The organism is Thalassolituus sp. UBA3500 (assembly GCF_002377545.1).
Taxonomy (GTDB): Bacteria; Pseudomonadota; Gammaproteobacteria; order Pseudomonadales; family Oceanobacteraceae; genus Thalassolituus.
This window is the reverse complement of record NZ_DFQB01000058.1, coordinates 60404-81279: the sequence shown is the minus strand read 5'-3', so window position 1 is coordinate 81279 and position 20876 is coordinate 60404. Positions and strand designations below refer to the sequence as shown.

Genomic DNA, 20876 nt, shown 5'->3' with positions numbered 1-20876 from the left:
GGCCCAATTCTAGAACGACTGACACCGAGAGGCCAGCATGGATCAGCGAAGGGATCACCTTGCGCATTGGGCAGTAAATCAGATTCAGCAACTTACCGGTGAAGATCTGACCGCAGAATTGTCTGTAGTTTCGGGTGATGCCAGTTTTCGGCGATATTTTCGACTCACTGGTGCCGACTCGAGCTGGATCTGTGTGGATGCTCCGCCAGAGAAAGAAGATAACCCGAAGTTTATTGCCATCGCGCGAAGCTGGTCAGAGCAGGGCGTGCATGTTCCTGCCGTGTTAAGCGAAGATATCGATCAGGGGTTTATGCTGCTGGAAGATTTTGGTGATCAGTTGCTTTGGCCAGCGCTTCATGACGGTGCTGATCATGAACGCGTTCTTTCACTGTATAAACAATCGATAGATGAGTTGATCAGGATTCAGAAGCTCAACGCCGATGAGTTGCCTGAGTACGATGGTGCTCTTCTGCGTCAGGAAGTATCTCTGTTCAGCGATTGGTTGTGCGAACGTCAGGTATCACTGTCGTTGTCTGCCGATGAACACAGGCTGATCGCCGATGTTACGGATATCCTGGTTGATTCAGCGTTGGCGCAACCACAGGTCGTTGTGCATCGTGATTATCACTCCCGGAACCTGATGCTCTGCTCCGATGGATCTTTGGGCGTCATCGACTTTCAGGATGCCGTTCGGGGGGCTGTGACGTATGATCTGGTGTCGTTATTGCGCGACTGCTATGTACGCTGGCCACACGAAATCGTGGACGAGCTGACAGCCTACTATCACGAGAAGGCCTCACTGGCGGGTGTGCTCGATATGCCCTTTGACGCCTTCTCAAGAGCCTTTGATTTGATGGGAATGCAACGACATCTCAAAGCTGCAGGCATCTTTGCCCGACTCAATATCCGCGACGGTAAAGCTGGTTATCTGGCAGACATACCCAACACCTGTGTATATCTGCGAGAAGTTGCGGGCCGGTATTATGAATTTACGGACTTTTGTCGCTGGTTGGATGAACGGTTTCTACCGGCGATGGAGAAAGGCCTGTCATGAAGGCAATGATTCTGGCTGCCGGTCGTGGCACAAGAATGGCCCCGCTGACAGATACCTGCCCTAAGCCACTCATCCCCTTGTGTGGGAAACCATTGATTGTTCACCACCTCGAAAAGCTTGCTGCTGCGGGGGTGAAAGAGGTGGTCATTAACCACGCCTGGTTAGGAGAACAGATAGAAGAGGCATTGGGTGATGGCAGCGCATGGGGGCTCAGAATTTACTATTCAGCTGAAACTGATGCGCTCGAAACCGGTGGCGGCGTCTATCAGGCATTGTCGCTACTCGGAGCTGCGCCTTTTCTATTAATTAACGGTGATGTGTGGACCAGTTGGGATTACGCTGCGGCCGTTGAATGCGAGCTGAGTGAAATGGATCTCGGATGCTTATGGCTGGTGGATAATCCTGATCATAATCCGCAGGGCGATTTCGCGTTAGTCGAGGGGCGGGTTGTAAACGAACCCGCGCTGACGTTCAGTGGGGTCAGTGTTCTCAAGCCTGAATTGTGGGCATCGGCATCGGCGGGGGCTTATCCACTTGCTCCTATGTTGCGTGAGGCGATGGCAGCTAACCAGCTTGCGGGGCAGGTGATGAATGCTTGCTGGGTCGATGTAGGGACTCCCGAGCGCCTGAACAGCTTAGAGAGCAAATTACGCAGTCCAGAGTGTGGTGGTGACGATTGAAACCCTTGGCGAACAGTAATCGTGTCTGGATAGGAAAAGCGTCGGGTGCAGCCATCGGTTTTCTGTCCGGTGGACCGTTGGGGTTGGTTATTGGAGCGATTGCCGGACACCTGTTAGACCGACTGGCAGAGAAGGCACGCAGTGGTCCGGCAGGCCCAATGGCTCAGGAGCATATGAGTGCTCTGTTCCGTATTATGGGCCATCTTGCTAAAGCGGATGGCCGCATCAGTGAAAAAGAAATTACTGCTGCGGAGGGCGTGATCGAGGCTCTGGGCATGACGGGCGAGCGCCGTGCATTGGCTATTCGTCTGTTTGGCGAGGGAAAGCAGAGCAGCTACCGGCTGGAGCGTGATTTGAAAGCGCTGGAGTCAGGGCTACCGCCAAATCAATACGAAGTCTTTTTCTCGCTCCTGGTTAAAGTGGGTCGTGCTGACGGCTCTATTAAGCGTGCGCAGCGCAAAGTGCTGAAGCAGGTTGGCAGAGCTTTCGGCATTCCTCCGTTTCGATTTTACTGGTGGTTAAGCCGCGGAGAGGGCTCAACGGACTGGGAGAAAAAAGCGCGGCCGCAAGAGCGTGCGAAGGAAAAGGCTCAGCCACGCCGTCCTGAGCTGATGATGAGCCGTGAGGTGCGGCGTGCATTCAATATACTCGGGCTGGCCCCGGATGCCTCTGACGAAGAGTTGAAGCAGACATTTCGCCGTCTGATGAGTGAGTATCATCCCGATAAGCTTGTCGCCCGTGGAGTGTCGGAGGCAGAGCTTGAGCGTGCTAAGTCGAAAGCGCAGGAGATCCAGAGCGCCTATGCGATTATTCGTAAGCACCGGCGAGCCAGTAAGTAATGGCAGCCTGCGGGGCTATTGCTGAACTCTGCTACTGAACCCTGCTACTGAACCCTGCTACTGAACCCTGCTACTGAACCCTGCTACTGAACTTTGCCGCGCAAGGCTTTGACCTGGCCACGTTGAACTTTCTGATCGACTCTCCGGCGTTGCGACGCACGCGTTGGTCGTGTTGCTACTCTGGGCTTATCTTTCTGAAGAGCAAAGCGAATCAGCTGCTGTAACCGTTGCAGGGCATCTTCCCGATTTTTCTCCTGTGTCCTGAAACGCTGTGCTTTGATGATGATAGTACCGTCCTGTGTCAGGCGCTGGTCATCCAGTTTGAGCACGTCTTCTTTCACATCTTCAGGCAGCGACGAGCGTCGCACATCAAAACGAAGATGAATGGCCGACGCCACTTTATTTACGTTCTGACCGCCGGCGCCCTGTGCCCGGATAGCTTTCAGGGTGATTTCAGCCCAGGGGAGGGTAATTCTGTGGTTGATGTAGAGTCCGTTCGCGTTCATACGCCAGCCCCCACCGGAACATGGGACAGGTGAAAGGCGATGGCCCAGAAGTGGCAGAAAGCGCCAGCCATGACGAAGATATGCCAGATTTCGTGGAAACCGACCCAGCGTGGCCATGGGTCAGGCCACCTCAGCGCATAGACGATGGCACCAACAGAGTAGGCGATACCACCGAAGAGCAGCCACCATAAAGCACCTTCGGGTACGCGCGCCATGGCTGGCTCAAACGCGAACACGACCAGCCAGCCCATACCGACATAGATCAGAGTTGATAGCCAGCGTGGCGCTGAAATCCAGAACAGCTTCAGAGCGATGCCTGCAAGCGCTAAGCTCCAGACGGCAACAAGTAAGATCAGGCCGGTATTGCCGTACAAAGGGATCAGGCAGAAAGGGGTGTAGGTGCCGGCAATTAACAGAAAGATCGCAATATGATCGATGCGTTTGAGCCAGAGAATCACCTGCTCTGACGCGTGAATCAGATGGTACAGAGCGCTGGCTGCAAACATCAGAAACAGTGTTGCGCCGAAAACTGCGAATGAGACAATATGTACGACTTCGCCGTACATCGCGGCTCTTGCCATCAGAATACCGAGTGCAACAATGGCAAAAACAGCCCCGGCCAGATGGGTAAGGCCACTGATAGGATCACGGAAAACAGAATGCATGCGGTTGTCCGGTAAAAACTTATGAGTCGCGGCACACCATACGGTAAAGCGGTGGCAGAGAAAACAACGATGGATCAAGTCGGTAGCGTCGACAAAACCGACCTCTGGTATCTGTACCTGATAGAAACCGCCAGCGGGCATCTCTACTGCGGGATCACGCTGGATGTAAGCCGTCGCTTCAAAGAGCATTGCAGTAATGGTAGCCGCACCGCGCGTTTTCTGAGGGGCAAAGGGCCTCTGGCTTTGCGTTTCGTCGCGGTCGCTGGTGCGCATGGAGATGCGCTGCGGGCTGAGAGGCAGGTGAAGAGACTGTCCCGCCCTCAGAAGCTGCGACTGATCAGTGGTGATCGTGCCTTCTCCCTTAAGCTCAAACTAACCCCCGCGGCTGAACTGATCGGGGGCTCCTGAAGCCGGATCAAAAAAGACATTTTTGTTACACGGCTGTCATAAAACCCTGTTAACCTGCTCTTATTGTGTCTGAATACACAGGCTGGTTGACCATTATTTACGCCATCTGTTTGAAGTCAGGTTAAATTTACATCCCCTGCTGGTAGAATGTCCGACCGGAAACAAGGACAGAATAAAAATTATGCTGCGTGCCGTATGGTCAGCAAAGTGGTACATACTGCTTGGTTTGCTGGCTTTCATCCTGATAGTGGTTGCTACCACACCTATCCACTTCCTTTGGAAATACGCCGAGCCCTACGCCCGGGACTTGCCTGTGCGGATTCAGAATCCGACTGGCACATTGTGGCAAGGTCGCGCGGATGTTGGTGTGCCTCAGGCCGGTACGATTGCCGCTGATTGGGAATTAAGCCCGCTGTCGCTGCTGCTCGGCAACGCAGACCTGGCTATCAACGCCGAAGGCGAAAACATTCGCCTGACAGGTGCAGCACAGGCAACAGGGTTATACGCAGGCTTGCCTGAACGCGTCATTATTGAAGATCTGAATGGTTATCTGGATTCGTCGGCACTGGCGCCTCTGTTAATGCAGGCACGGGCGAATCTTGATGGCAGCTTTGAATTGAGCCGCCTCAATGCAGATATCTCCATTGCCGATCAGGGCATCAACGATATTTCCGGACAGCTGGTGTATTCGGGCGGTCAGCTTCGTGCACGCGTAGAGCGCCAGTCAATTGATACTGAACTCCCGATGCTGGTGGCGAACATCGTTATGGACGGGCCTAAAGTGACTGTGCCTGTGGCGACAGCCGATGGTGAACCTCTTGGGCAGCTATTTCTTCAGGAAGACGGTTGGGGGGGCATGACAGTACTGCGTCGTGCCGTGGATATTGCAGGTCAGAGCTGGCCTGACAAACAAGCAGATGCAGACACGGTTATTTTTGAAGTGTCGCAGAAGTTTCTATAACCTGAGCGCTTTGATAAACGATGGTCGCTGTAGTGAATCAGTCTGTTGAATTGACCCCGTGGCAACGCTGGGCGAAGCGCCTTGCGTACGTTGTGCTCACCTTGTTGACGGCCTGGCTACTGGCGAAGATCTTTTGGATGGTGCTGGCACCCGAGCCAATTATATTGAAAGCACCTGTGGCAGGGCAGTCCTCCGCCGCTAAAACGCCTCAGGTCAGTGCCGCACAATACCACTTATTTGGTGAAGTCGGTGCCGAGCCCGTCGTGGCTGTAAAAGAAGTAGATGCACCGGATACCCGCCTACGCCTCGAGCTTCTCGGTGTCATGCAGTCGAGCACGGCCGAAATGTCGAGTGCGATCATTGCTCAGAAAGGCGGGAAGGGTGATTTCTACCGTGTGGGTGATGTGGTTCAGGGCCGAACCAAGCTGGGTGGTGTTTACCCGGATAAAGTGATTCTTGATACCGCTGGCAAGTTGGAAACACTTAAATTTGAAGAGTTTTCAGCACGAGGCGTAGGCGTCTCCGCCCGCGCTTCAGAGCCTGCGCCACGAGAGGTTCGGGAGGAACGCGCATCGCAGCTTCGTGACCGCTTCAGCCGTATCCGTCGTCCGTCTGACTTCATGGGGATCGCCAGTGAAGCCGCAACTGAATCACCCGAAGCCGTCATTGATGGTCTTGGCCTTGAATCTGTGGGCGTCGGTGAAGGTTACCGGGTCGATAATAGCTCTATTTTATTGAAAGCCGGGATGAAACCCGGCGATGTACTGCTCTCTATTAACGGACAGCAGTTAGGAGACGCATCGTCTGATCAGGCGCTACTTGATCAGGTAATGCAGGAAGGCCGCGCACAGATCGAAGTTCAGCGCGGAAATAGTCGTTTTATGATTAATCAGAGTTTTGGAGCTCGGAACTGATGTTGCTCAGACGTTGGCTGATAGCCATGTTGCTGATGGCAGGCATGGCCATGCCGCTGCAAGCAGAGGAAAGCTGGCAGATTAACCTGAAGGATGCCGATATCGAGGCGTTCATCAGTCAGGTTGCTGATATTACTGGTAGAAGCTTTGTTCTTGACCCACGGGTGAAGGGTAAGGTCAGTGTGCTCTCCAGCGAGCCAATGAATCAGGAAGGCGTTTATGAGCTTTTCCTTTCCGTGCTACAGATTCATGGTCTGGCTGCTGTTCCAGCGGGCGATGTCACTCTGGTTATCCAGCAGAATGATGTGAAGCAGGCGGGCCGCAGCCTTGAAGAGCGTGCGGCGGTGGACAGTCAGGAGCTGCTGACCAAAGTCATCATGATTAAGAATACGCCAGCGCTCGATCTGGTGCCTATTCTACGCCCTCTGGTTGCCAAGTATGGCCATCTGGCGGGGGTGAAGTCTGCCAACGCGCTGATTATCTCGGACCATGCGATTAACATTAATCGCATAGAAGAAATCATTGATCGACTGGATCGCTCAGGTTCAGAAGAGCTGGAAGTGGTTCAGTTGAAAGAAGCATGGGTAGGCAATGTTGTTACCATGCTCCAGAGCCTTGATCCATCTAAGGTGTCTCAAGGCAATACCGATAACAACAACACGGCAGGCAGCATCCGTGTGGTTGCCGATGAACGCAGTAACCGCCTGATTATTAAAGGTGAGAAGACGGCGCGTGAGCGTATCCGTGGTCTTATCGAACAGCTCGACCAACCATCGTATTTCAGTGGCAGCGCTCAGGTGATACGCCTGCAATATGCCGACGCGACCAAGCTGGCTGAAATGTTGAAGAATCTGATGGGAGAAGCGTCAGGTTCTGGCGACGAAGCGAAAGTAAAAGGTGACATTGGTATTCACGCCGATGAGGATTTGAATGCGCTGGTTGTTCGTGCCGAGCCTTCCATTCTGAAAGAAGTTCAGGAACTGGTGAACTCTCTTGATGTGCGTCGTGCTCAGGTACTTATTGAGTCGGCAATTATTGAAGTTACTGGAGATACCAGCGACGCTCTGGGTGTTCAGTGGGTACGTGGTGATCTGGATTCTCCGGTTGCTGGTACGAACTTCAACAACGCGGGTCCGGGGCTGGCAACAATCGCGACCGGTGTTGCTACGGGAGACTATGCTTCTGCTGTTGGTCAGGGCCTGACTATTGGTGGTTTCAAAGAGTCTGGCGGCGACATTGATTTCGGTGTGATCATCCAGGCGCTGAAGAGTAACTCTTCAACGAATCTGCTCTCAACACCAAGCATCATGACACTGGATAACCAGGAAGCGGAGATTGTTGTTGGTCAGAATGTTCCGTTCGTGACGGGGCAGACGGCGTCGAGCACCAACACAAACCCGTTCACGACCATTGACCGCCAGGATGTGGGTGTGACGTTGAAAGTGATTCCTCACATTCATGATGGTGAAGCGATTCGTCTGGAAGTTGAAGCAACTGCGGAGTCGGTTTCAAACACGACCGTCGCGGGCAGTGCCGACCTGATCACGAATAAGCGCTCAATCAAAACCATGATTCTGTCTGATGATGGCGAAACCATCGTGCTGGGTGGGTTGATTCGTGATGACGTACGCGAAGTTGTCAGCAAGGTGCCGCTGCTGGGAGATATTCCTTTGCTGGGTTGGTTGTTCCGCTCGAAGAGCGTGAATCAGGTGAAGAGTAATCTGATGGTGTTCCTGCGCCCAACGATCGTTGGTGATGGCGGTAAAGCGAAAGACCTTACTCGCGAGAAATTTAACGGCATCTGGGAGTTTACCGTTTCTGAAGAACTCGGTATCGATGAAGCCGACATGCGACTGCAGCGCCTGTTTAAAGGCCTGCCTATGCAGAATAAGTAATCAAAACCGGCAGGTGGAGGCTCAGGCCTCCGCTAACGCCAGTGGTTCTAAACCCGCCTGACGCATTAATTCACACAGCCCGATCATGGGTAGCCCGATCAAGACATTCATATCCCGCCCCTCCAGTGCCGAAAATAAGGTAATGCCTAACCCTTCTACTTTGAAACTACCGGCGCAGTCTAACGGCTGTTCGATGGTTATGTAGCGTTTCAGAGCTTCATCCGAAAGATCATGGAAGTGCACGTCAAAGGGTTCTGTTAGCGTGTATTCGTCACCAGTAGGTGACAGCAGGCAGAGGCCTGTCAGAAACGTGATCTTTTGTCCTTTCACTCGCTTTAGCTGTTCCAGTGCGTTTGCTTCGGTGCCCGCTTTACCAACAGGCTGACCGTTAACCACGCAGGTCTGATCACTGCCGATAATCCAGCTTTCAGGGTGGTTTGGTTGCAATGCCCGCGCTTTTTCCCGAGCCAGACGCAGGACGTACTCCTGAGGCGTTTCGTCTGGCAGTGGCGTCTCATCAATGTCTGGCGATGCCTGACTGAATGGAATACGCAGGCGCTTTAAAAGCTCTGCCCGGTACGGTGAGCTGGAAGCCAGTAGCAGATGAAAAGACATGGTTGAGCTCCTGATAGGGCAGACACAAAAAAAGGGAGCAGAGCTCCCTTTTCATTCTGGCACTGTATTACTTAGCGAAGTTTTCGTTCGCGAAGTCCCAGTTAACCAGCGCCCAGAAACCTTTCAGGTAGTCAGGACGAACGTTACGGTAGTCGATGTAGTAAGCGTGTTCCCACAGATCTACAGTGATCAGCGGAGTCAGGCCTTCGGTGATCGGCGTACCAGCGTTTGACGTGTTAACGATGTCCAGAGAACCGTCAGCTTTTTTAACCAGCCAGGTCCAGCTGGAACCGAAGTTGTTCACAGCCATGTCGTTAAACTTAGCTTTGAAGTCTTCGAAAGAACCGAAAGCAGCATTAATGGCATCAGCAACTGCGCCAGTTGGCTCACCGCCACCGTTAGGGCTCAGGCTATTCCAGTAGAACGTGTGGTTCCAGATTTGCGCTGCGTTGTTAAAAACGCCACCTGAAGAAGTCTTGATGATGTCTTCCAGGCTTTTGCCTTCGAGGTCAGTACCTTCAACCAGACCGTTCAGTTTCTGAACGTAGGTGTTGTGGTGCTTGCCGTAGTGGAAGTCCAGAGTCTCAGATGAAATGTGTGGCTCCAGTGCATTTTTTTCGTAAGGCAGTGCAGGAAGTTCGAACGCCATGGTCTCTCTCCATTTTCAGGTTGATTGCCGGATCTCTTGAAATGTCCGTTACGACCTACATGGGGGCGCAACACAGGTTTTCAATGGTCCGTCTTTTATATTCCTCAAAATAATAACACCGGCCCCTATGACCGGCTACGTTGTTATAACCCTTTGTTTCTAGAGGTTTTCTTGATCAATTCTTTACAAATTGCCAACTGGTAGACATTCATGGACACTACATGTTCCCAGCTGACGTGGGTTTGGGGTATGTTGAAGCGCGCGAGTGCGCCGGATACAGACTTCCGTAGCCAGAGTGATGGAAATATCTGTTGCACAAACTGAGCAAACTGATCCGGTCAGCCGGGCGTAGGTTTGTCCGGCTTCGATGGTGCTGTGGGGAAGCAGTAGTAAGCCAATAACAATAAAGGTAGAGAAAATGAAACCGACTGAGGAAGAAATCGCACTGCGCCAACAGCAGCTGCGTCGACAGGCTCAGCAACGCCTTGCGCAAGCAGGAGCAGCCAAGCGAAGCGCTCCGGCAGAGGCTGCACCAGTGAGAGCAGCGACACCGCCTCCAGTATCTACACAAAAGGCGTCAGGCTCTGCTGCATCGTCCGGGTTGGCTGCGGCGGGTCTGGTGATTGCACTTGGAGCGTTAGGGGCGGCGGGGTATATGTATATGCTACTGCAGAAGTCTGATCAGAAATACGCAGCGGCACAGGAAATTCTTCTGCAGCAGGGCGGCAAAATTGAGGCACTGGAAAATCGTCTCTCTGCATCCGGTGAGAATGCGAACCTGTCGGTTGATGCACTCAAGGTTGTACTGCGTGAGCAGGATAATGAAATTCGTAAACTGTGGGATCTCGCCAGTAAGAGAAACCGCGCTGACATTGATGCCAACTCGGCTAAGCTGGGTAATCTGAATACTGCAATGAATAGTGCTTCTGGTACCAGTGCCTCTGACCTTAAAGCGTTGCGCTCTAAAGTGAATGAGCTGGAAAATGCCGTAGCAGCCTTACCATCCGGTCTCGAAATCTCCATTGCTCAAAACAAAGAAAGCATTGAGATGCTGGGTTCCAGTATCAAAAGTTTGCGCAGCGATGTGTCGAATATTGAGAGCGCCCCGTCATCGGGTGGCTCAGTCGGTTACGATGACCTGACTAATATGAAACTTGAGATTGAGGACATCCAGATTCGCCTCGATCGAATTCAGAACGCAATGAGTGGTGGTTGATCTGTATGTTGCCTGAGCTCTGGATGCGGGCGTTAGAAATGCCTGCATTCTCAGTGACGACGCCATATACGTTAAGGATCAACCTGGCTCGATTACTTCGTACTGCCTCACCCGCTGAGGCAGCCATTATAGCCGGACTGCGCTCCGATCTTCCCGCTTCGGCGTTTCTCTCTGCCTACCAGATCGCCATGAGAGCTGTGGACCCATCTTTGCCACCTGAGCAATGGGCTTGCTTGTGTGTGTCAGAAAAAAGGTTGCGTTCATTATCTGAGATGGAAACCTACATTGAAGGTGGGGCTGTCAGTGGCCGGAAAAGTCATGCGATGCTCGCAATGGATGGCATCGACTGGCTATATGTCATCGCTAGGTCATCTTCAGGGCTGATCTGTCAGCGGGTCTCCTCCAAAGCTGAAGGTGTTTCACCTCACCCTGCTAAGCCCGGCCAGCCCGTTATTCCCGAGTTACCGCACCATGTGGTCGACTTTACCGCCAGCCCTGTCGATGCGGCGTATCGGGTAGACGATGCTCACCAGCGCATCAATAAACCGTTTCGTTACCACGAAGACGTTATGACTTTACTTGCTTTTGCAGGGTGGGTGATACGTGTGGCAGAAGTGAATACTTACCTTCAGAGACTGGTGGAATGTATGCAGGTTCTGGCTGGGGGCTACTGTGCCAACGCCGCTGGCTATGACAAGCCTCAGCTGGATGCGTTTGATGCACTGCTCAAAGAACTGATGCAGGTCTCCATTCCAGAAGAGTTCCAGCAGACCTGGCACAGGGATCGTCAGCTATTGCTGATGGGGCAGAAGGCGAGAGATATCATTCGTAGCCGCCTGGCCTGATCAAAGGCCAGCGGCGTATGTGTCAGAGGCAGTGCTGTCAATGACACAGTTGTCAGCGCTGGTTAACTCGCACAGATATACCAGAAGAAGGCACAGTCAGTGCTGCAGCAGGTGCAGCACTGATCGGAGCTGGGTTTGACAGTTTCTCATTCTGGCTGATGATATCGACGGTGGGTGTTTCATCCTTGGCGCTCTCGATCGAGTCTGGGGAGCTAGATTCTGGATGGCTACCTGCACTGGTCGGAGCCAGTGATGCCGTTTCTATTCTCTGTTGTTCCAGTTCGGTATTGAGCATCCGTGAAAAGCGAATGCTTTGCGACGTTGTCCGCTCGTAGCGAAACTCACTGCTGTAATCATAATGGTGAGTGCGCTCGCGGGCCTCACTGATTGCAGCATCGAGATCGTTTGCGTAATAGTCGTCCTGTGCTTTGCGGAAGTCTTCTGGGGTGGCAGATTTGCCACCTGCAGAAGCCTGACAGGCGATGACGGTAAGAAGTACTGCCGTAAGGGAAAGACGCATCGTCATGAGGCGTCTCCCTAGCGAGCAGTAGCTGTCACTGTCCCGACTGAGCGGGTCTGTCGGGTAATCATCTCGCCGGTGCGGTTCACAGCACGGGATTCATTGATCACAACTTCGCGTGGCAGTTTAACGTCCGCACGTGGCGAAGGCTGCAGATTGCCATCGGTCTCGATGACTTCTTCGTCCTCATTGCTCTGACCCAGTGCCACACGGCGAACAGGGCGGGTGGCATCTTCCGCGGCTGCAACACCCGCAGCCGTTGGGCCCATCGCGCCTTCAATAATCAGCTCATTCATTTCTGTATTGAGCATTTTGGGCAGAGGAAAACTCTTACTCGTGGTGCGGTTATACCATTCGTAGCCTACGTATTCGGTCTGCACCGGAAAACGACGTGCAGCTTCAACAGCCACTTCGATCTCAGGCGAGGTGTAGGCTTGTTTGGCGCTTTCCTGTTCAGGTCTGTCAGCGGCCAGTGCTGGCATCGCTACCAGTAGCGACAGGAGGGGAAGTGTGTACAGACTACTCTTCATGTTTGCTTTCCCTTTGTGGCTGTTTCTTTTTGTTATTATGTGTAGAATGCAATATAGCACGACGGTTTACTTTCTGTACAGTTGGTAACACTACGCCAGAAGCGTAGCGTGGCTGTCAGATGTTAAACCTCCCGACCCGATGCAGATGCAATAGCCGGTAACAGGGCATAATAATGATAAAAACAGCAATCAGAATTCTTTCTGCCGCCGCCGTAAGCGCAATGATCGCAGGCTGTAGCAGCGTTCACATTACAACGTTCGATAACTTTGGCTCGTACCCTAAGTGGTTATTCTCGCCGAAAGGGCAGTACTACAAATCCGTTGGTTACCGCTGGGACTATGAGAAGTATGCGTTGGTATACATATATCGTCCGGCGACAGAGTGGTCGATGGACGAAGTCGAAGCACCGAGCCTTAACGTAAATGACGAGCGTTTGTTTAACTTCAAAGGCGGCGGTTATACCTGGTATGAGATGGAGCCAGGTACGTATGACTTTGTTGTTCGTCGCGGTATTTTTGGTTTTGAGGGTGTAGGTGATCTGGTATTCCGTACCTACAGTGATTTTGATCTGAACCTCGAAGCGGGCAAAGTCTATTACCTCCGCTATTCAGAGGTTGATCCTCAAAACATGGTTATGCTGGAAGACGGTTCACTGGGTGGTGATGGTCCTTTGCAGCTGGTTGGTCATGATCTTGCCGTTCGTGAGATGAATGAAACCCGTTTACATCATCACGGCCGTGAGCTGATTCGCGCGAAAGCTCGCAATGAAGAAGCGCAGGATGAAACCGTCGTAGCCAGCAAATCGGCCCCTAAGGTTCAGCAATCTGAACAACAGCAAGAGCCACAGACCTTCTTTATCGAAGAAGATAACAATGAGACGGATGCCCCTGAAGGTATTCGCGCGAAGCCTCGCTCGACAGAAGAAGAATGGTGGCCGTTTTAAACGCCGCGCATTCAAGAGTGGCCCGGCTTAGGCTACAATAAGGCCATCAGTAAACGCCCACTGACCAGTGGGCGTTTTTACGACTGCCGTTTGCAACTCCAGAGAGAGACCTCCCGATGACTGTGATCAAGCAAGAAGATCTGATTCAGAGCGTTGCTGATGCTCTGCAATATATCTCTTATTACCACCCGAAAGACTTTATCGATGCTGTCCACCAGGCCTATGAACGCGAAGAATCAAAAGCTGCGAAAGATGCGATGGCTCAGATTCTGATTAACTCGCGTATGTGTGCCATGGGTAAGCGCCCGATTTGTCAGGACACAGGCATCGTGACAGTTTTCCTGACCATCGGTATGGACGTGAAGTTCGAAGGCGACATGAGTGTCGAAGATATGTGTAACGAAGGTGTTCGTCGCGCATACACCCATCCTGATAACGTTCTGCGTGCTTCTGTTCTGGCAGACCCTGATGGCAAGCGAGCTAACACCAAAGACAACACGCCAGCCATCATTCACATGAAGCTCGTACCGGGCAACACCGTTGACGTACACGTTGCGGCGAAAGGCGGTGGTTCTGAGGCTAAGTCCAAGTTCGCTATGCTCAACCCGTCTGATTCCATCGTTGACTGGGTGCTGGAGCAGGTGCCGAAGATGGGGGCTGGCTGGTGCCCACCGGGTATGCTGGGTATCGGGATTGGTGGTACCGCTGAGAAAGCGATGCAGATTGCTAAAGAAGCTCTGCTTGAGCCTGTGAACATTCAGGAGCTGCAGGAGCGCGGTGCTCAGACACGTTCAGAAGAACTGCGTCTTGAGTTGTACGAGAAAGTGAACAAGCTGGGTATCGGTGCTCAGGGGCTTGGCGGTCTGACTACTGTTCTCGATATCAAAGTAGCTGATTACCCGACGCACGCGGCAAATAAACCGGTCGCTATCATTCCAAACTGCGCAGCAACGCGTCACACGCATTTCGAGCTGGATGGTTCTGGCCCTGCTTCTCTGAAGGCGCCGAAACTGGAAGACTGGCCAGAAATCAGCTGGGAAGTCGGTGACAGCGTTCGTCGCGTCAACCTGGATACCGTCACCCCAGAAGATGTGAAAGAGTGGCAGCCAGGTGAAACAGTTTTGCTGTCTGGCAAAATGCTCACTGGCCGTGATGCTGCGCACAAGCGCATGGTAGACATGATCTCCAAAGGTGAAGAACTGCCGGTTGATCTGAAGGGTCGCTTTATCTACTACGTGGGCCCGGTTGATCCGGTGCGCGAAGAGGTTGTTGGTCCGGCTGGCCCGACTACAGCAACCCGTATGGATAAGTTCACCCGTACCGTTCTGGAAGAAACGGGTCTGCTGGGAATGATCGGTAAAGCCGAACGTGGTCCAATCGCGATTGAAGCAATCAAAGACAATGAAGCTGTTTACCTGATGGCTGTTGGTGGCGCTGCTTATCTGGTGTCTCAGGCGATTAAAGGCGCGAAAGTTGTCGGCTTTGATGACCTGGGTATGGAAGCGATCTACGAGTTCGAAGTGGAAGATATGCCAGTGACTGTTGCGGTCGATAGCAAAGGCGAATCGGTACACAACACCGGACCAAAAGAGTGGTTTGCGCGCATTAACGCCACTGAAGTCTGATTTGTCTCCAGTCAAAGCTGACACTTGTGTGTAAGCGGAGACTGACTGGTAAATTCGTGCGTAAAGAAGGGAGCAATTGCTCCCTTTTTTTGTCTCAGTGGGTTCACGCAATCGATACGCTAAAGGAGTTTGCATGAGTGATGTCCTCACTGAAGAAGAACTTAAGTCTCACCTTATTCGCTATCCGGAGTGGCACCGTGAATCCGTCGGCGGTGTTGCCTGTGTCCGCAGGATCTGGACTTTCGATAACTTTATCGATGCTTTCCGGTTTGCCGGGCGCGTGGCTGATCTCGCAGAAAAATATAATCATCATCCCCAATTAACTGTTTCCTGGGGCGAGCTAGCTGTAGCTTGGTGGAGCCATGATGCTGGCGGCGTAACGCAGGCCGATCTGGAAATGGTCGCGCTTTGTGACCATCTGTCCACCTGAGGTCCGCCTTCCGCCCAACAATTTGTTACTAATGAAAACAGGGTGACGAAGTTCTGACCTTCGTCACCCTGATCACTGTGAATGTTCTGACATCCACATCAGTTTGTCGCGAAAGTGAGCCATGATGGTTTACAAAAGTCGGATAACTGGCGGAAAAGTCAGTCATCTCTGTCATTTTCTGGTTCTATTTATTTATTTTTTTAGAAAAACAATTGTTTATCAAACACTTGGGTAAGTTACATTCCATGTGAAAAAAGGGATCTGAACTAAGCTGACTGTATTCGCTTTACGCTACGTATACAGGACGCATCTGATGTTCCGACGGTCACTTTCTCAACTGACAGCTGTATTGATATTCTGCCTACCATTTATGGTGTCGGCTCAGGAGTCACTTCCGGGGCTTGAGCCGCCTGAAATGCGTTCATCTCTTTACACCGGTTTCACGCAATTGCTGGACGATGATAAGACACTGGTAAAAGAAGAGCTGATAGATCTGCCCGAAGAGATTAATCGTGTAGCGCTGTATCACAACGGTGACAGAATGCATCGTAAGGTGCCTAAGCAAGTGCACCTGATGATCGAAAATAAACTGATGAAACGCATGCTGGACAGCGGTCGTTTCGAAATCATTCAGTGCCTCGAATGCCGTACTACGCAGGTCGCCATGCGTGCTGACCGCCTGGAGGTCAGTCACGTTGCTACCGACAATCAAGCATTACGTAAGCTTGGTCAGCACGTCCGGGCAGACGCATTTCTGTTCTGGAACGCCTCCGTACAGGACAACAAATTCACTATCAACTTACGGATGGTGGATGCCCGTGATAACAAGCTTCTGTGGCTGAAAGAATACTCCAAGAAAACCACACTCGAAGAAGAAGTACAGGGCTTCGATAGCGTTAACTACGAGCTGCTTGTTGGCGCCTGGGGTATCTCGGCAGAACGTGATCATCTCTCCAGTGCCGACTCTGAAGATGTGAAAGGTCTGACCGTCTTCGGTATTCGCCGTCGTGAAACCACCAGTCTGGATGATCAGCTTCAGTACACATTAGCTTTTGAGTATTTCCGCAACTTTTCTAATCGCGAAAACTTCGATATTTCAGGCATCAATCTCGAAGGTCGGATTATTGCCGACATTCCAAGCATGGATGATCTGATTGATACCAAAGTGTACCTGGGTATGGGCCAGGCATTCTTTAACGATACCAATGCCATCGTCTTCCGCTTTGGTTTTGAATTTCCGTTCTTTAAAGATGGATTCATCGATTATGGCGTGACTTACATCCCTGAAAGCACAGCGAAATGGAGCGAAGTTTCCGGCCTGGAAGATACAGGAAAAATCGGTGGCGCAAGCTACGACCTTTCTCTTGGCCTGAGATTTTAGGAGTTAGTATGAAAGCAGGAATTATTGCAGCAGTGCTTTTGGTGTCTCTCGGGCTTCAGGGGTGTTCGCATGAACGTTCTAACCGTCTGGTGAAAGGCTTTAATCCCAGCCCTTGGGTCGATCCAGGCAAGCCGGTTGAGGCTGAACAGAAAACCGAAGAGGAAGTTATTGTTGAAGAGATATCGCAGCTCGAAAAAATCTCCGATAAAGCAAAGAAACAACATGGCCTGATGCACATTCATCGTTATGGTGCAGGCTACGATGTTCTGATGACCATTGATGCGGGCGACTCTGATGTGAAATTTGTAATGGAGTTACCGCAAAGCGCTGAAGAAAAATCTGACGGTAGCAATGGGTTGTCTGATCTGGCCGCCGAAGATCGTGCCGCTGACAATCACACTGAAATGGATGGAAAAATCAGCGAGCAGGAGTCTGAAAAACTGCGACGCAGCGAGACAATGACGAAACACATTCTCTCTGCTCAAAGTCTTTTCTATAAAAAAGAATATTGGGAAGCCCTGGATCAGACGAACGCCGCGTTAGAAGTGATTCCTGACTCAGCCCAGGCGCACGCGTTAAAAGGCAGCATCTACTACAAGATGGGTCTGATACCCGAGGCAAGAGCAAGCTGGGAGCAGGCATTAGAACTTGATCCGGAGCTGGATCAGGTACGCGCTAGCCTGGCTCGTGTGCGATGAAAGGGGCTGTGACGATGAAAGAACTAATGACATGGCTGGTAACTATCGCACTGTTTGCAGCACTGCCCGTTATCGCTCAGGACACCTTTGAGGTTCCGGTTAAGAAGGACGAGGTAGAAGAAGCACGTTTCCGAAGTGATCTGGAAGCGCGTCTTCGTCAGGATATTGAATCTTATCTTGGTAATAACCGGTTTATTATTCAGGTCGATGCTGTCATTGAACGCGCACGCACTGTTGTTCGCGAGAACTCTGAAGGCCAGCAGCAATCAGCTGCACCACAATTGCCTGCTGAGCCTCGGGTAAGTGGTACTCTTTCTCTTCCGGATATTGATGCAACTGGCATGGATGAGCTTGAAGAACTACCGGGCTTACCCGTCAGCGAAATGCCGCTGCTTAAAGAAAATAATGAAAAGTTAAGGGCGCTTCGTAGTCAGCTGCAACAACTTGAGAAAGAGCGTCAGGAGATCATTACTTACGCTGACAAGTTGAAGAATGTAGCACAGCAAAGTCAGAGCCAGTCTGGCGGTGGCAAGCCTTCAGAAAAGACGATTGGCTATCGCAATATTATCAAGAAGCTTGAAATTACGCTGGTCGTCGACAATGCACTGAAAGATGAACAGATAGAATTTCTTAAAAACCTGGTGACACGTAAAGCTCAGATTAATGAACTACGTGGCGATACATTAAATATCGTCAAAACAGCGTTCAGTCACCTGAAGAAAGAAGAAACACCCCTCACATTCTGGGAGTCTTACAACCCCTGGATCTGGCTGGCGACCTTGCTGGTTATCGGCTTGTTGTTGGTACTGGCGTTTGCGGCATTGTGGCGTCGGCTTAATCAGCCTGTGTCCACAGCACCGATAAATGGAGCCAGTGGAAACGAATCTGCAAGCCAACATTCCGTAGCGCGTCAGTCAGAGGGCGAAACCGCGGCACTCAGATACCGGATTAACGAATCTCGCCAGCGCCTGGTCAGCCAGGGCCTGTCTCAGCCACATCGCTTTCAGCAGGCGGTGTCTCAGGCGCTTGGCAGTGCTCAGGCGTTCGAGGTCGCTTCTTTGTCGGCGACCATGGGTAAGAGTCTGTTTGCCAGTTTAGCGCCTCATTTAACGCCAGCGAACTGGAAGCAGATTGATGAGTTGCTTCAAGAAGGAGAGTGGAGTGAAGAGCAACTCTCTGAAGGCATGGAACAGTTTTCTCAGCGGCTTGAGCGTCAGCAGGATGATGCGTCAAATACCCAGCCGTTTGCTTTTCTGAATAAACTGAATGACTCGCAGGTTCTGTATCTCATTAAGGATGAAGATATCCGCATCAAAGCGCTGGTGATGTCACAGCTACCTGCGCAGCGCTCCGCCGATATTATTTTACGCCTCGATGAGCGCGAGCTCGCTGCCATTGCCTTTGAGCTTGGTCAGTTTGAAAGCTTACCTGTGTCGGCATTTAAAGATGTTGCCGACCGCTTGGCTAAAGCCTCTCTCACTGTTCCTTCATTCGAGAATATCACTGCCGATGGCCTGTCTGTTCTTATCGGTATGCTGGATCGTATGACGACCAGTGAAGAGACACGCATGCTCAAAACACTGAAGTCAGAAAAGCCGGAAACCTATTACAGGCTGCGTCAGGTGTACTTCACATACGCCGACCTGTCGCGCACACCTGATCGCATTATTTCGAATGAGCTGCGCTCTATCGATGCCGGAGTCCTGACCGCGTCATTATGTAATACATCCATTGAATTTAAGCGCCACGTACTGGCTGCGCTGCCAGCAAAGTTACGGGCGGGGATTATTAATGAATTGAAAGTATCTGAGTCTGACACTGCACAGGAACAAGTCGAGTCAGCGCGTCGACAGGTGGTTCAGAAGATGCGGGAAATCATTCGTGAAGGCCGTTTCTCTATGGATGAGCTAGCGGATGTGAAACCAGCACAGTAATCGATTCAGAAATCTGCAGATCAAGAGACAACAACAGGGGCAACGTCAGTGTTTCGATTTTCATTCAGTACGCTCATTGGTTTCTGCGCAGGTATCGGCCTGCTGGCTTTTGCTGTTGCCAGTGCCACTGATAATCACGTTATCTTCATTAGTCTGTCGAGTTTTGGACTTGTGTTTGGTAGCACGATGGCGGCCGCGCTGATAAGTTATTCGACGGCCGATGTGCTGCATGCGATGCGCAGTATGCTCCATACCTTCTTTCACCCACCGACGTCGCAGAAGCACCTGAAGCAAGTAACGAGACGATTTGTTGAGTGGAGCAGTATCTACCGTCAGGGGGGCATTGTTGCGCTCGAACAATCACTGACGAAGCAGGAAAATAACGACGAGTTTATTCGTGCGGGCATTGATCTGATGGGCGCCGGATACGCGAACCATGATATCCGGACCATGCTCACTGATCAGATGGATGCCACCTGGCAGCGCCAAACTCTGGAAGGCAAAGTGCTCAACACGATGGCCGTTTACTCACCGGGTTTTGGTATGGTCGGTACGATTGTCGGTCTGATTATCATGCTTGATAACCTGAACGGCGATATGGCGGGGCTGGGCAAGGGATTAGCGCTGGCGCTGATTACGACCCTGTACGGTGTGCTGCTGTCGAATTTATTCTTTAAGCCTGCAGCGAATCAGGTCACTGAAAAGCAGGAAACCATGTATTTCCGCCATCAGTTGATCTCTGAGGGTTTTGTCTTGCTGAGTGAAAAGCGGACTGCGCTCTATATGCAGGATCGCCTGAACGCCTTTATCAAACCTTCCGTGCGTGATCAGGCACTCTCGGGAGAGTTGTAATGAGTCACGCCAGCCGCCAGCGGGGGTTGCGCCGGCGCCGCCCTAACTTTGACGATTCATCCAGTTCCTGGTTGGTGACCTACTCGGATGCAATTACGCTCTTGTTGGCTTTTTTCGTCATGATTCTCGCGGTATCCGATCTCAATGAAGGAAAGATTGAATCGTTAAAGGAAGGGTTAGCTGAAGTTATCTCATCAGAAACCACCACGACTCCCTTTACCGACATTCGCCAGGGTATTGATGACTATATTGAGCAGAACGGTCTGCAGGATCAGGTGTCGGTCACGCTTGATCCTCGTGGGGTACAGGTAGAATTTGCGAATGTTGCGTTATATGACTCTGGCGCTGCATCATTAAAGCCTGCGGCAACACCACTGCTGCAGGAGCTGAGTCGCGTTATTCGTGATGTCAGCCATGGTTCACACATGATCGAAGTCGAAGGGCACACCGACGATTTGCCTATCTCGAATGAGCAGTTTCCCTCTAATTGGGAATTATCGTCAGCCCGTGCAACCGGTGTTGTGAAGTACCTGCTTGAAAGTGGCATCGAGAAAGAGCGACTGAAAGCATCCGGATATGCTGACAGCCGCCCAAAGGAGGGGCTGGATGACCTGCCACTGAACGAGCAGCGAAAGGCCAACCGTCGTGTTGTAGTCTCTATACGGCGGTACTGACTAATTTCTGGTAATTGTCCTGATTGTTGTTTTTGCCGGGT

Annotated in this window: 23 protein-coding genes; 17 read left to right on the top strand and 6 right to left on the bottom strand. The window is 51.7% G+C overall.

Annotation, left to right across the window (positions count from 1 at the left end):
• Positions 1 to 37 precede the first annotated feature (37 nt).
• The 3 genes from B2R29_RS14165 to djlA are packed head-to-tail and all read left to right on the top strand — an operon-like array spanning position 38 to position 2573.
• A complete protein-coding gene (locus tag B2R29_RS14165; RefSeq protein ID WP_301181664.1) occupies positions 38 to 1054 on the top strand; it encodes an aminoglycoside phosphotransferase family protein in 1017 nt (338 codons plus the stop codon).
• Positions 1051 to 1734 (top strand): N-acetylmuramate alpha-1-phosphate uridylyltransferase MurU, encoded by a 684-nt coding sequence (gene murU, locus B2R29_RS14160; RefSeq protein ID WP_301181663.1) that lies wholly within the window; start codon positions 1051 to 1053, stop codon positions 1732 to 1734. Before B2R29_RS14165 ends, murU begins: the two co-directional genes overlap by 4 nt.
• Positions 1731 to 2573, top strand: coding sequence for a co-chaperone DjlA (djlA, locus tag B2R29_RS14155; protein ID WP_301181662.1), 843 nt, complete (start codon positions 1731 to 1733; stop codon positions 2571 to 2573). Before murU ends, djlA begins: the two co-directional genes overlap by 4 nt.
• 83 nt (positions 2574 to 2656) lie before the next feature.
• Here djlA and arfB read toward each other — a convergent pair whose 3' ends face one another.
• Positions 2657 to 3079 (bottom strand): alternative ribosome rescue aminoacyl-tRNA hydrolase ArfB, encoded by a 423-nt coding sequence (gene arfB, locus B2R29_RS14150; protein ID WP_068444646.1) that lies wholly within the window; start codon positions 3077 to 3079, stop codon positions 2657 to 2659.
• Positions 3076 to 3744, bottom strand: a complete 669-nt coding sequence (gene trhA, locus B2R29_RS14145) for a PAQR family membrane homeostasis protein TrhA (protein ID WP_301181661.1) — start codon at positions 3742 to 3744, stop codon at positions 3076 to 3078. Before trhA ends, arfB begins: the two co-directional genes overlap by 4 nt.
• Positions 3745 to 3765: 21 nt before the next feature.
• Between trhA and B2R29_RS14140 the strand changes: the two genes are divergently transcribed.
• The 4 genes from B2R29_RS14140 to gspD all read left to right on the top strand — a co-directional run bounded on the left by B2R29_RS14140 (position 3766) and on the right by gspD (position 7922).
• Positions 3766 to 4152: a GIY-YIG nuclease family protein gene (locus B2R29_RS14140; RefSeq protein ID WP_301181660.1), complete on the top strand. Its 387-nt coding sequence runs from the start codon at positions 3766 to 3768 to the stop codon at positions 4150 to 4152.
• A 181-nt stretch (positions 4153 to 4333) separates the two neighbouring features.
• The gene (gene gspN, locus B2R29_RS14135) at positions 4334 to 5113 is read left to right on the top strand and encodes a type II secretion system protein N (RefSeq protein ID WP_297531148.1); all 780 of its coding nucleotides are present in this window, start codon (positions 4334 to 4336) and stop codon (positions 5111 to 5113) included.
• Positions 5114 to 5145: 32 nt separating this feature from the next.
• A complete protein-coding gene (locus B2R29_RS14130; RefSeq protein ID WP_301181659.1) occupies positions 5146 to 6027 on the top strand; it encodes a type II secretion system protein N in 882 nt (293 codons plus the stop codon).
• A complete protein-coding gene (gene gspD, locus B2R29_RS14125; protein ID WP_301181658.1) occupies positions 6027 to 7922 on the top strand; it encodes a type II secretion system secretin GspD in 1896 nt (631 codons plus the stop codon). Before B2R29_RS14130 ends, gspD begins: the two co-directional genes overlap by 1 nt.
• A 21-nt stretch (positions 7923 to 7943) precedes the next feature.
• Here gspD and B2R29_RS14120 read toward each other — a convergent pair whose 3' ends face one another.
• A complete protein-coding gene (locus tag B2R29_RS14120) occupies positions 7944 to 8537 on the bottom strand; it encodes a Maf family protein (protein WP_301181657.1) in 594 nt (197 codons plus the stop codon).
• 67 nt (positions 8538 to 8604) lie between these two features.
• A complete protein-coding gene (gene sodB / locus B2R29_RS14115; RefSeq protein ID WP_068444633.1) occupies positions 8605 to 9186 on the bottom strand; it encodes a superoxide dismutase [Fe] in 582 nt (193 codons plus the stop codon).
• A gap of 418 nt (positions 9187 to 9604) precedes the next feature.
• On the opposite strand from sodB, the gene B2R29_RS14110 reads away from it, so the two are divergent.
• On the top strand, positions 9605 to 10402 hold the full coding sequence (locus B2R29_RS14110) for a hypothetical protein (protein WP_301181656.1): 798 nt from the start codon (positions 9605 to 9607) through the stop codon (positions 10400 to 10402).
• A gap of 5 nt (positions 10403 to 10407) precedes the next feature.
• Positions 10408 to 11247, top strand: a complete 840-nt coding sequence (locus tag B2R29_RS14105; protein ID WP_301181655.1) for a hypothetical protein — start codon at positions 10408 to 10410, stop codon at positions 11245 to 11247.
• 52 nt (positions 11248 to 11299) lie between these two features.
• Here the strand turns inward: B2R29_RS14105 and B2R29_RS14100 are convergent, their stop codons facing one another.
• Together B2R29_RS14100 and B2R29_RS14095 are read right to left on the bottom strand one after the other, a co-directional pair.
• On the bottom strand, positions 11300 to 11773 hold the full coding sequence (locus B2R29_RS14100; RefSeq protein ID WP_301181654.1) for a hypothetical protein: 474 nt from the start codon (positions 11771 to 11773) through the stop codon (positions 11300 to 11302).
• An 11-nt stretch (positions 11774 to 11784) separates the two neighbouring features.
• Complete coding sequence (locus B2R29_RS14095) at positions 11785 to 12297, bottom strand: hypothetical protein (protein ID WP_301181653.1); 513 nt, start codon at positions 12295 to 12297, stop codon at positions 11785 to 11787.
• Between the two features lie 173 nt (positions 12298 to 12470).
• Between B2R29_RS14095 and B2R29_RS14090 the strand changes: the two genes are divergently transcribed.
• From B2R29_RS14090 to B2R29_RS14055, 8 genes are all read left to right on the top strand, one after another.
• Positions 12471 to 13241, top strand: coding sequence for a DUF2846 domain-containing protein (locus B2R29_RS14090; RefSeq protein ID WP_301181652.1), 771 nt, complete (start codon positions 12471 to 12473; stop codon positions 13239 to 13241).
• A 116-nt stretch (positions 13242 to 13357) separates the two neighbouring features.
• Positions 13358 to 14866: a fumarate hydratase gene (locus B2R29_RS14085; RefSeq protein WP_068444614.1), complete on the top strand. Its 1509-nt coding sequence runs from the start codon at positions 13358 to 13360 to the stop codon at positions 14864 to 14866.
• A gap of 133 nt (positions 14867 to 14999) precedes the next feature.
• Entirely contained in the window at positions 15000 to 15296 is a 297-nt protein-coding gene (locus B2R29_RS14080; protein ID WP_301181651.1) for a 4a-hydroxytetrahydrobiopterin dehydratase, read from the top strand.
• 313 nt (positions 15297 to 15609) lie between these two features.
• Positions 15610 to 16677, top strand: coding sequence for a hypothetical protein (locus B2R29_RS14075; RefSeq protein ID WP_301181650.1), 1068 nt, complete (start codon positions 15610 to 15612; stop codon positions 16675 to 16677).
• An 8-nt stretch (positions 16678 to 16685) separates the two neighbouring features.
• A complete protein-coding gene (locus B2R29_RS14070; RefSeq protein ID WP_301181649.1) occupies positions 16686 to 17375 on the top strand; it encodes a tetratricopeptide repeat protein in 690 nt (229 codons plus the stop codon).
• 14 nt (positions 17376 to 17389) lie between these two features.
• A complete protein-coding gene (locus B2R29_RS14065) occupies positions 17390 to 19309 on the top strand; it encodes a FliG C-terminal domain-containing protein (protein ID WP_301181648.1) in 1920 nt (639 codons plus the stop codon).
• Between the two features lie 48 nt (positions 19310 to 19357).
• The gene (locus tag B2R29_RS14060; protein WP_301181647.1) at positions 19358 to 20161 is read left to right on the top strand and encodes a motility protein A; all 804 of its coding nucleotides are present in this window, start codon (positions 19358 to 19360) and stop codon (positions 20159 to 20161) included.
• Positions 20161 to 20835, top strand: a complete 675-nt coding sequence (locus B2R29_RS14055) for an OmpA/MotB family protein (RefSeq protein ID WP_301181646.1) — start codon at positions 20161 to 20163, stop codon at positions 20833 to 20835. The genes B2R29_RS14060 and B2R29_RS14055 overlap by 1 nt, the downstream gene beginning before the upstream one ends.
• The last annotated feature ends 41 nt before the right edge of the window (positions 20836 to 20876 follow it).

Coding starts and splice junctions, on each gene's coding strand:
- B2R29_RS14100 (WP_301181654.1), bottom strand. CDS start 11,773: ATGACGATGCGTCTTTCCCTTACGGCAGTACTTCTTACCGTCATCGCC.
- B2R29_RS14070 (WP_301181649.1), top strand. CDS start 16,686: ATGAAAGCAGGAATTATTGCAGCAGTGCTTTTGGTGTCTCTCGGGCTT.
- B2R29_RS14080 (WP_301181651.1), top strand. CDS start 15,000: ATGAGTGATGTCCTCACTGAAGAAGAACTTAAGTCTCACCTTATTCGC.
- murU (WP_301181663.1), top strand. CDS start 1,051: ATGAAGGCAATGATTCTGGCTGCCGGTCGTGGCACAAGAATGGCCCCG.
- B2R29_RS14055 (WP_301181646.1), top strand. CDS start 20,161: ATGAGTCACGCCAGCCGCCAGCGGGGGTTGCGCCGGCGCCGCCCTAAC.
- trhA (WP_301181661.1), bottom strand. CDS start 3,744: ATGCATTCTGTTTTCCGTGATCCTATCAGTGGCCTTACCCATCTGGCC.
- B2R29_RS14110 (WP_301181656.1), top strand. CDS start 9,605: ATGAAACCGACTGAGGAAGAAATCGCACTGCGCCAACAGCAGCTGCGT.
- gspD (WP_301181658.1), top strand. CDS start 6,027: ATGTTGCTCAGACGTTGGCTGATAGCCATGTTGCTGATGGCAGGCATG.
- gspN (WP_297531148.1), top strand. CDS start 4,334: ATGCTGCGTGCCGTATGGTCAGCAAAGTGGTACATACTGCTTGGTTTG.
- B2R29_RS14065 (WP_301181648.1), top strand. CDS start 17,390: ATGAAAGAACTAATGACATGGCTGGTAACTATCGCACTGTTTGCAGCA.
- B2R29_RS14105 (WP_301181655.1), top strand. CDS start 10,408: ATGTTGCCTGAGCTCTGGATGCGGGCGTTAGAAATGCCTGCATTCTCA.
- B2R29_RS14120 (WP_301181657.1), bottom strand. CDS start 8,537: ATGTCTTTTCATCTGCTACTGGCTTCCAGCTCACCGTACCGGGCAGAG.
- B2R29_RS14090 (WP_301181652.1), top strand. CDS start 12,471: ATGATAAAAACAGCAATCAGAATTCTTTCTGCCGCCGCCGTAAGCGCA.
- B2R29_RS14165 (WP_301181664.1), top strand. CDS start 38: ATGGATCAGCGAAGGGATCACCTTGCGCATTGGGCAGTAAATCAGATT.
- sodB (WP_068444633.1), bottom strand. CDS start 9,186: ATGGCGTTCGAACTTCCTGCACTGCCTTACGAAAAAAATGCACTGGAG.
- B2R29_RS14140 (WP_301181660.1), top strand. CDS start 3,766: ATGAGTCGCGGCACACCATACGGTAAAGCGGTGGCAGAGAAAACAACG.
- arfB (WP_068444646.1), bottom strand. CDS start 3,079: ATGAACGCGAACGGACTCTACATCAACCACAGAATTACCCTCCCCTGG.
- B2R29_RS14085 (WP_068444614.1), top strand. CDS start 13,358: ATGACTGTGATCAAGCAAGAAGATCTGATTCAGAGCGTTGCTGATGCT.
- B2R29_RS14095 (WP_301181653.1), bottom strand. CDS start 12,297: ATGAAGAGTAGTCTGTACACACTTCCCCTCCTGTCGCTACTGGTAGCG.
- B2R29_RS14075 (WP_301181650.1), top strand. CDS start 15,610: ATGTTCCGACGGTCACTTTCTCAACTGACAGCTGTATTGATATTCTGC.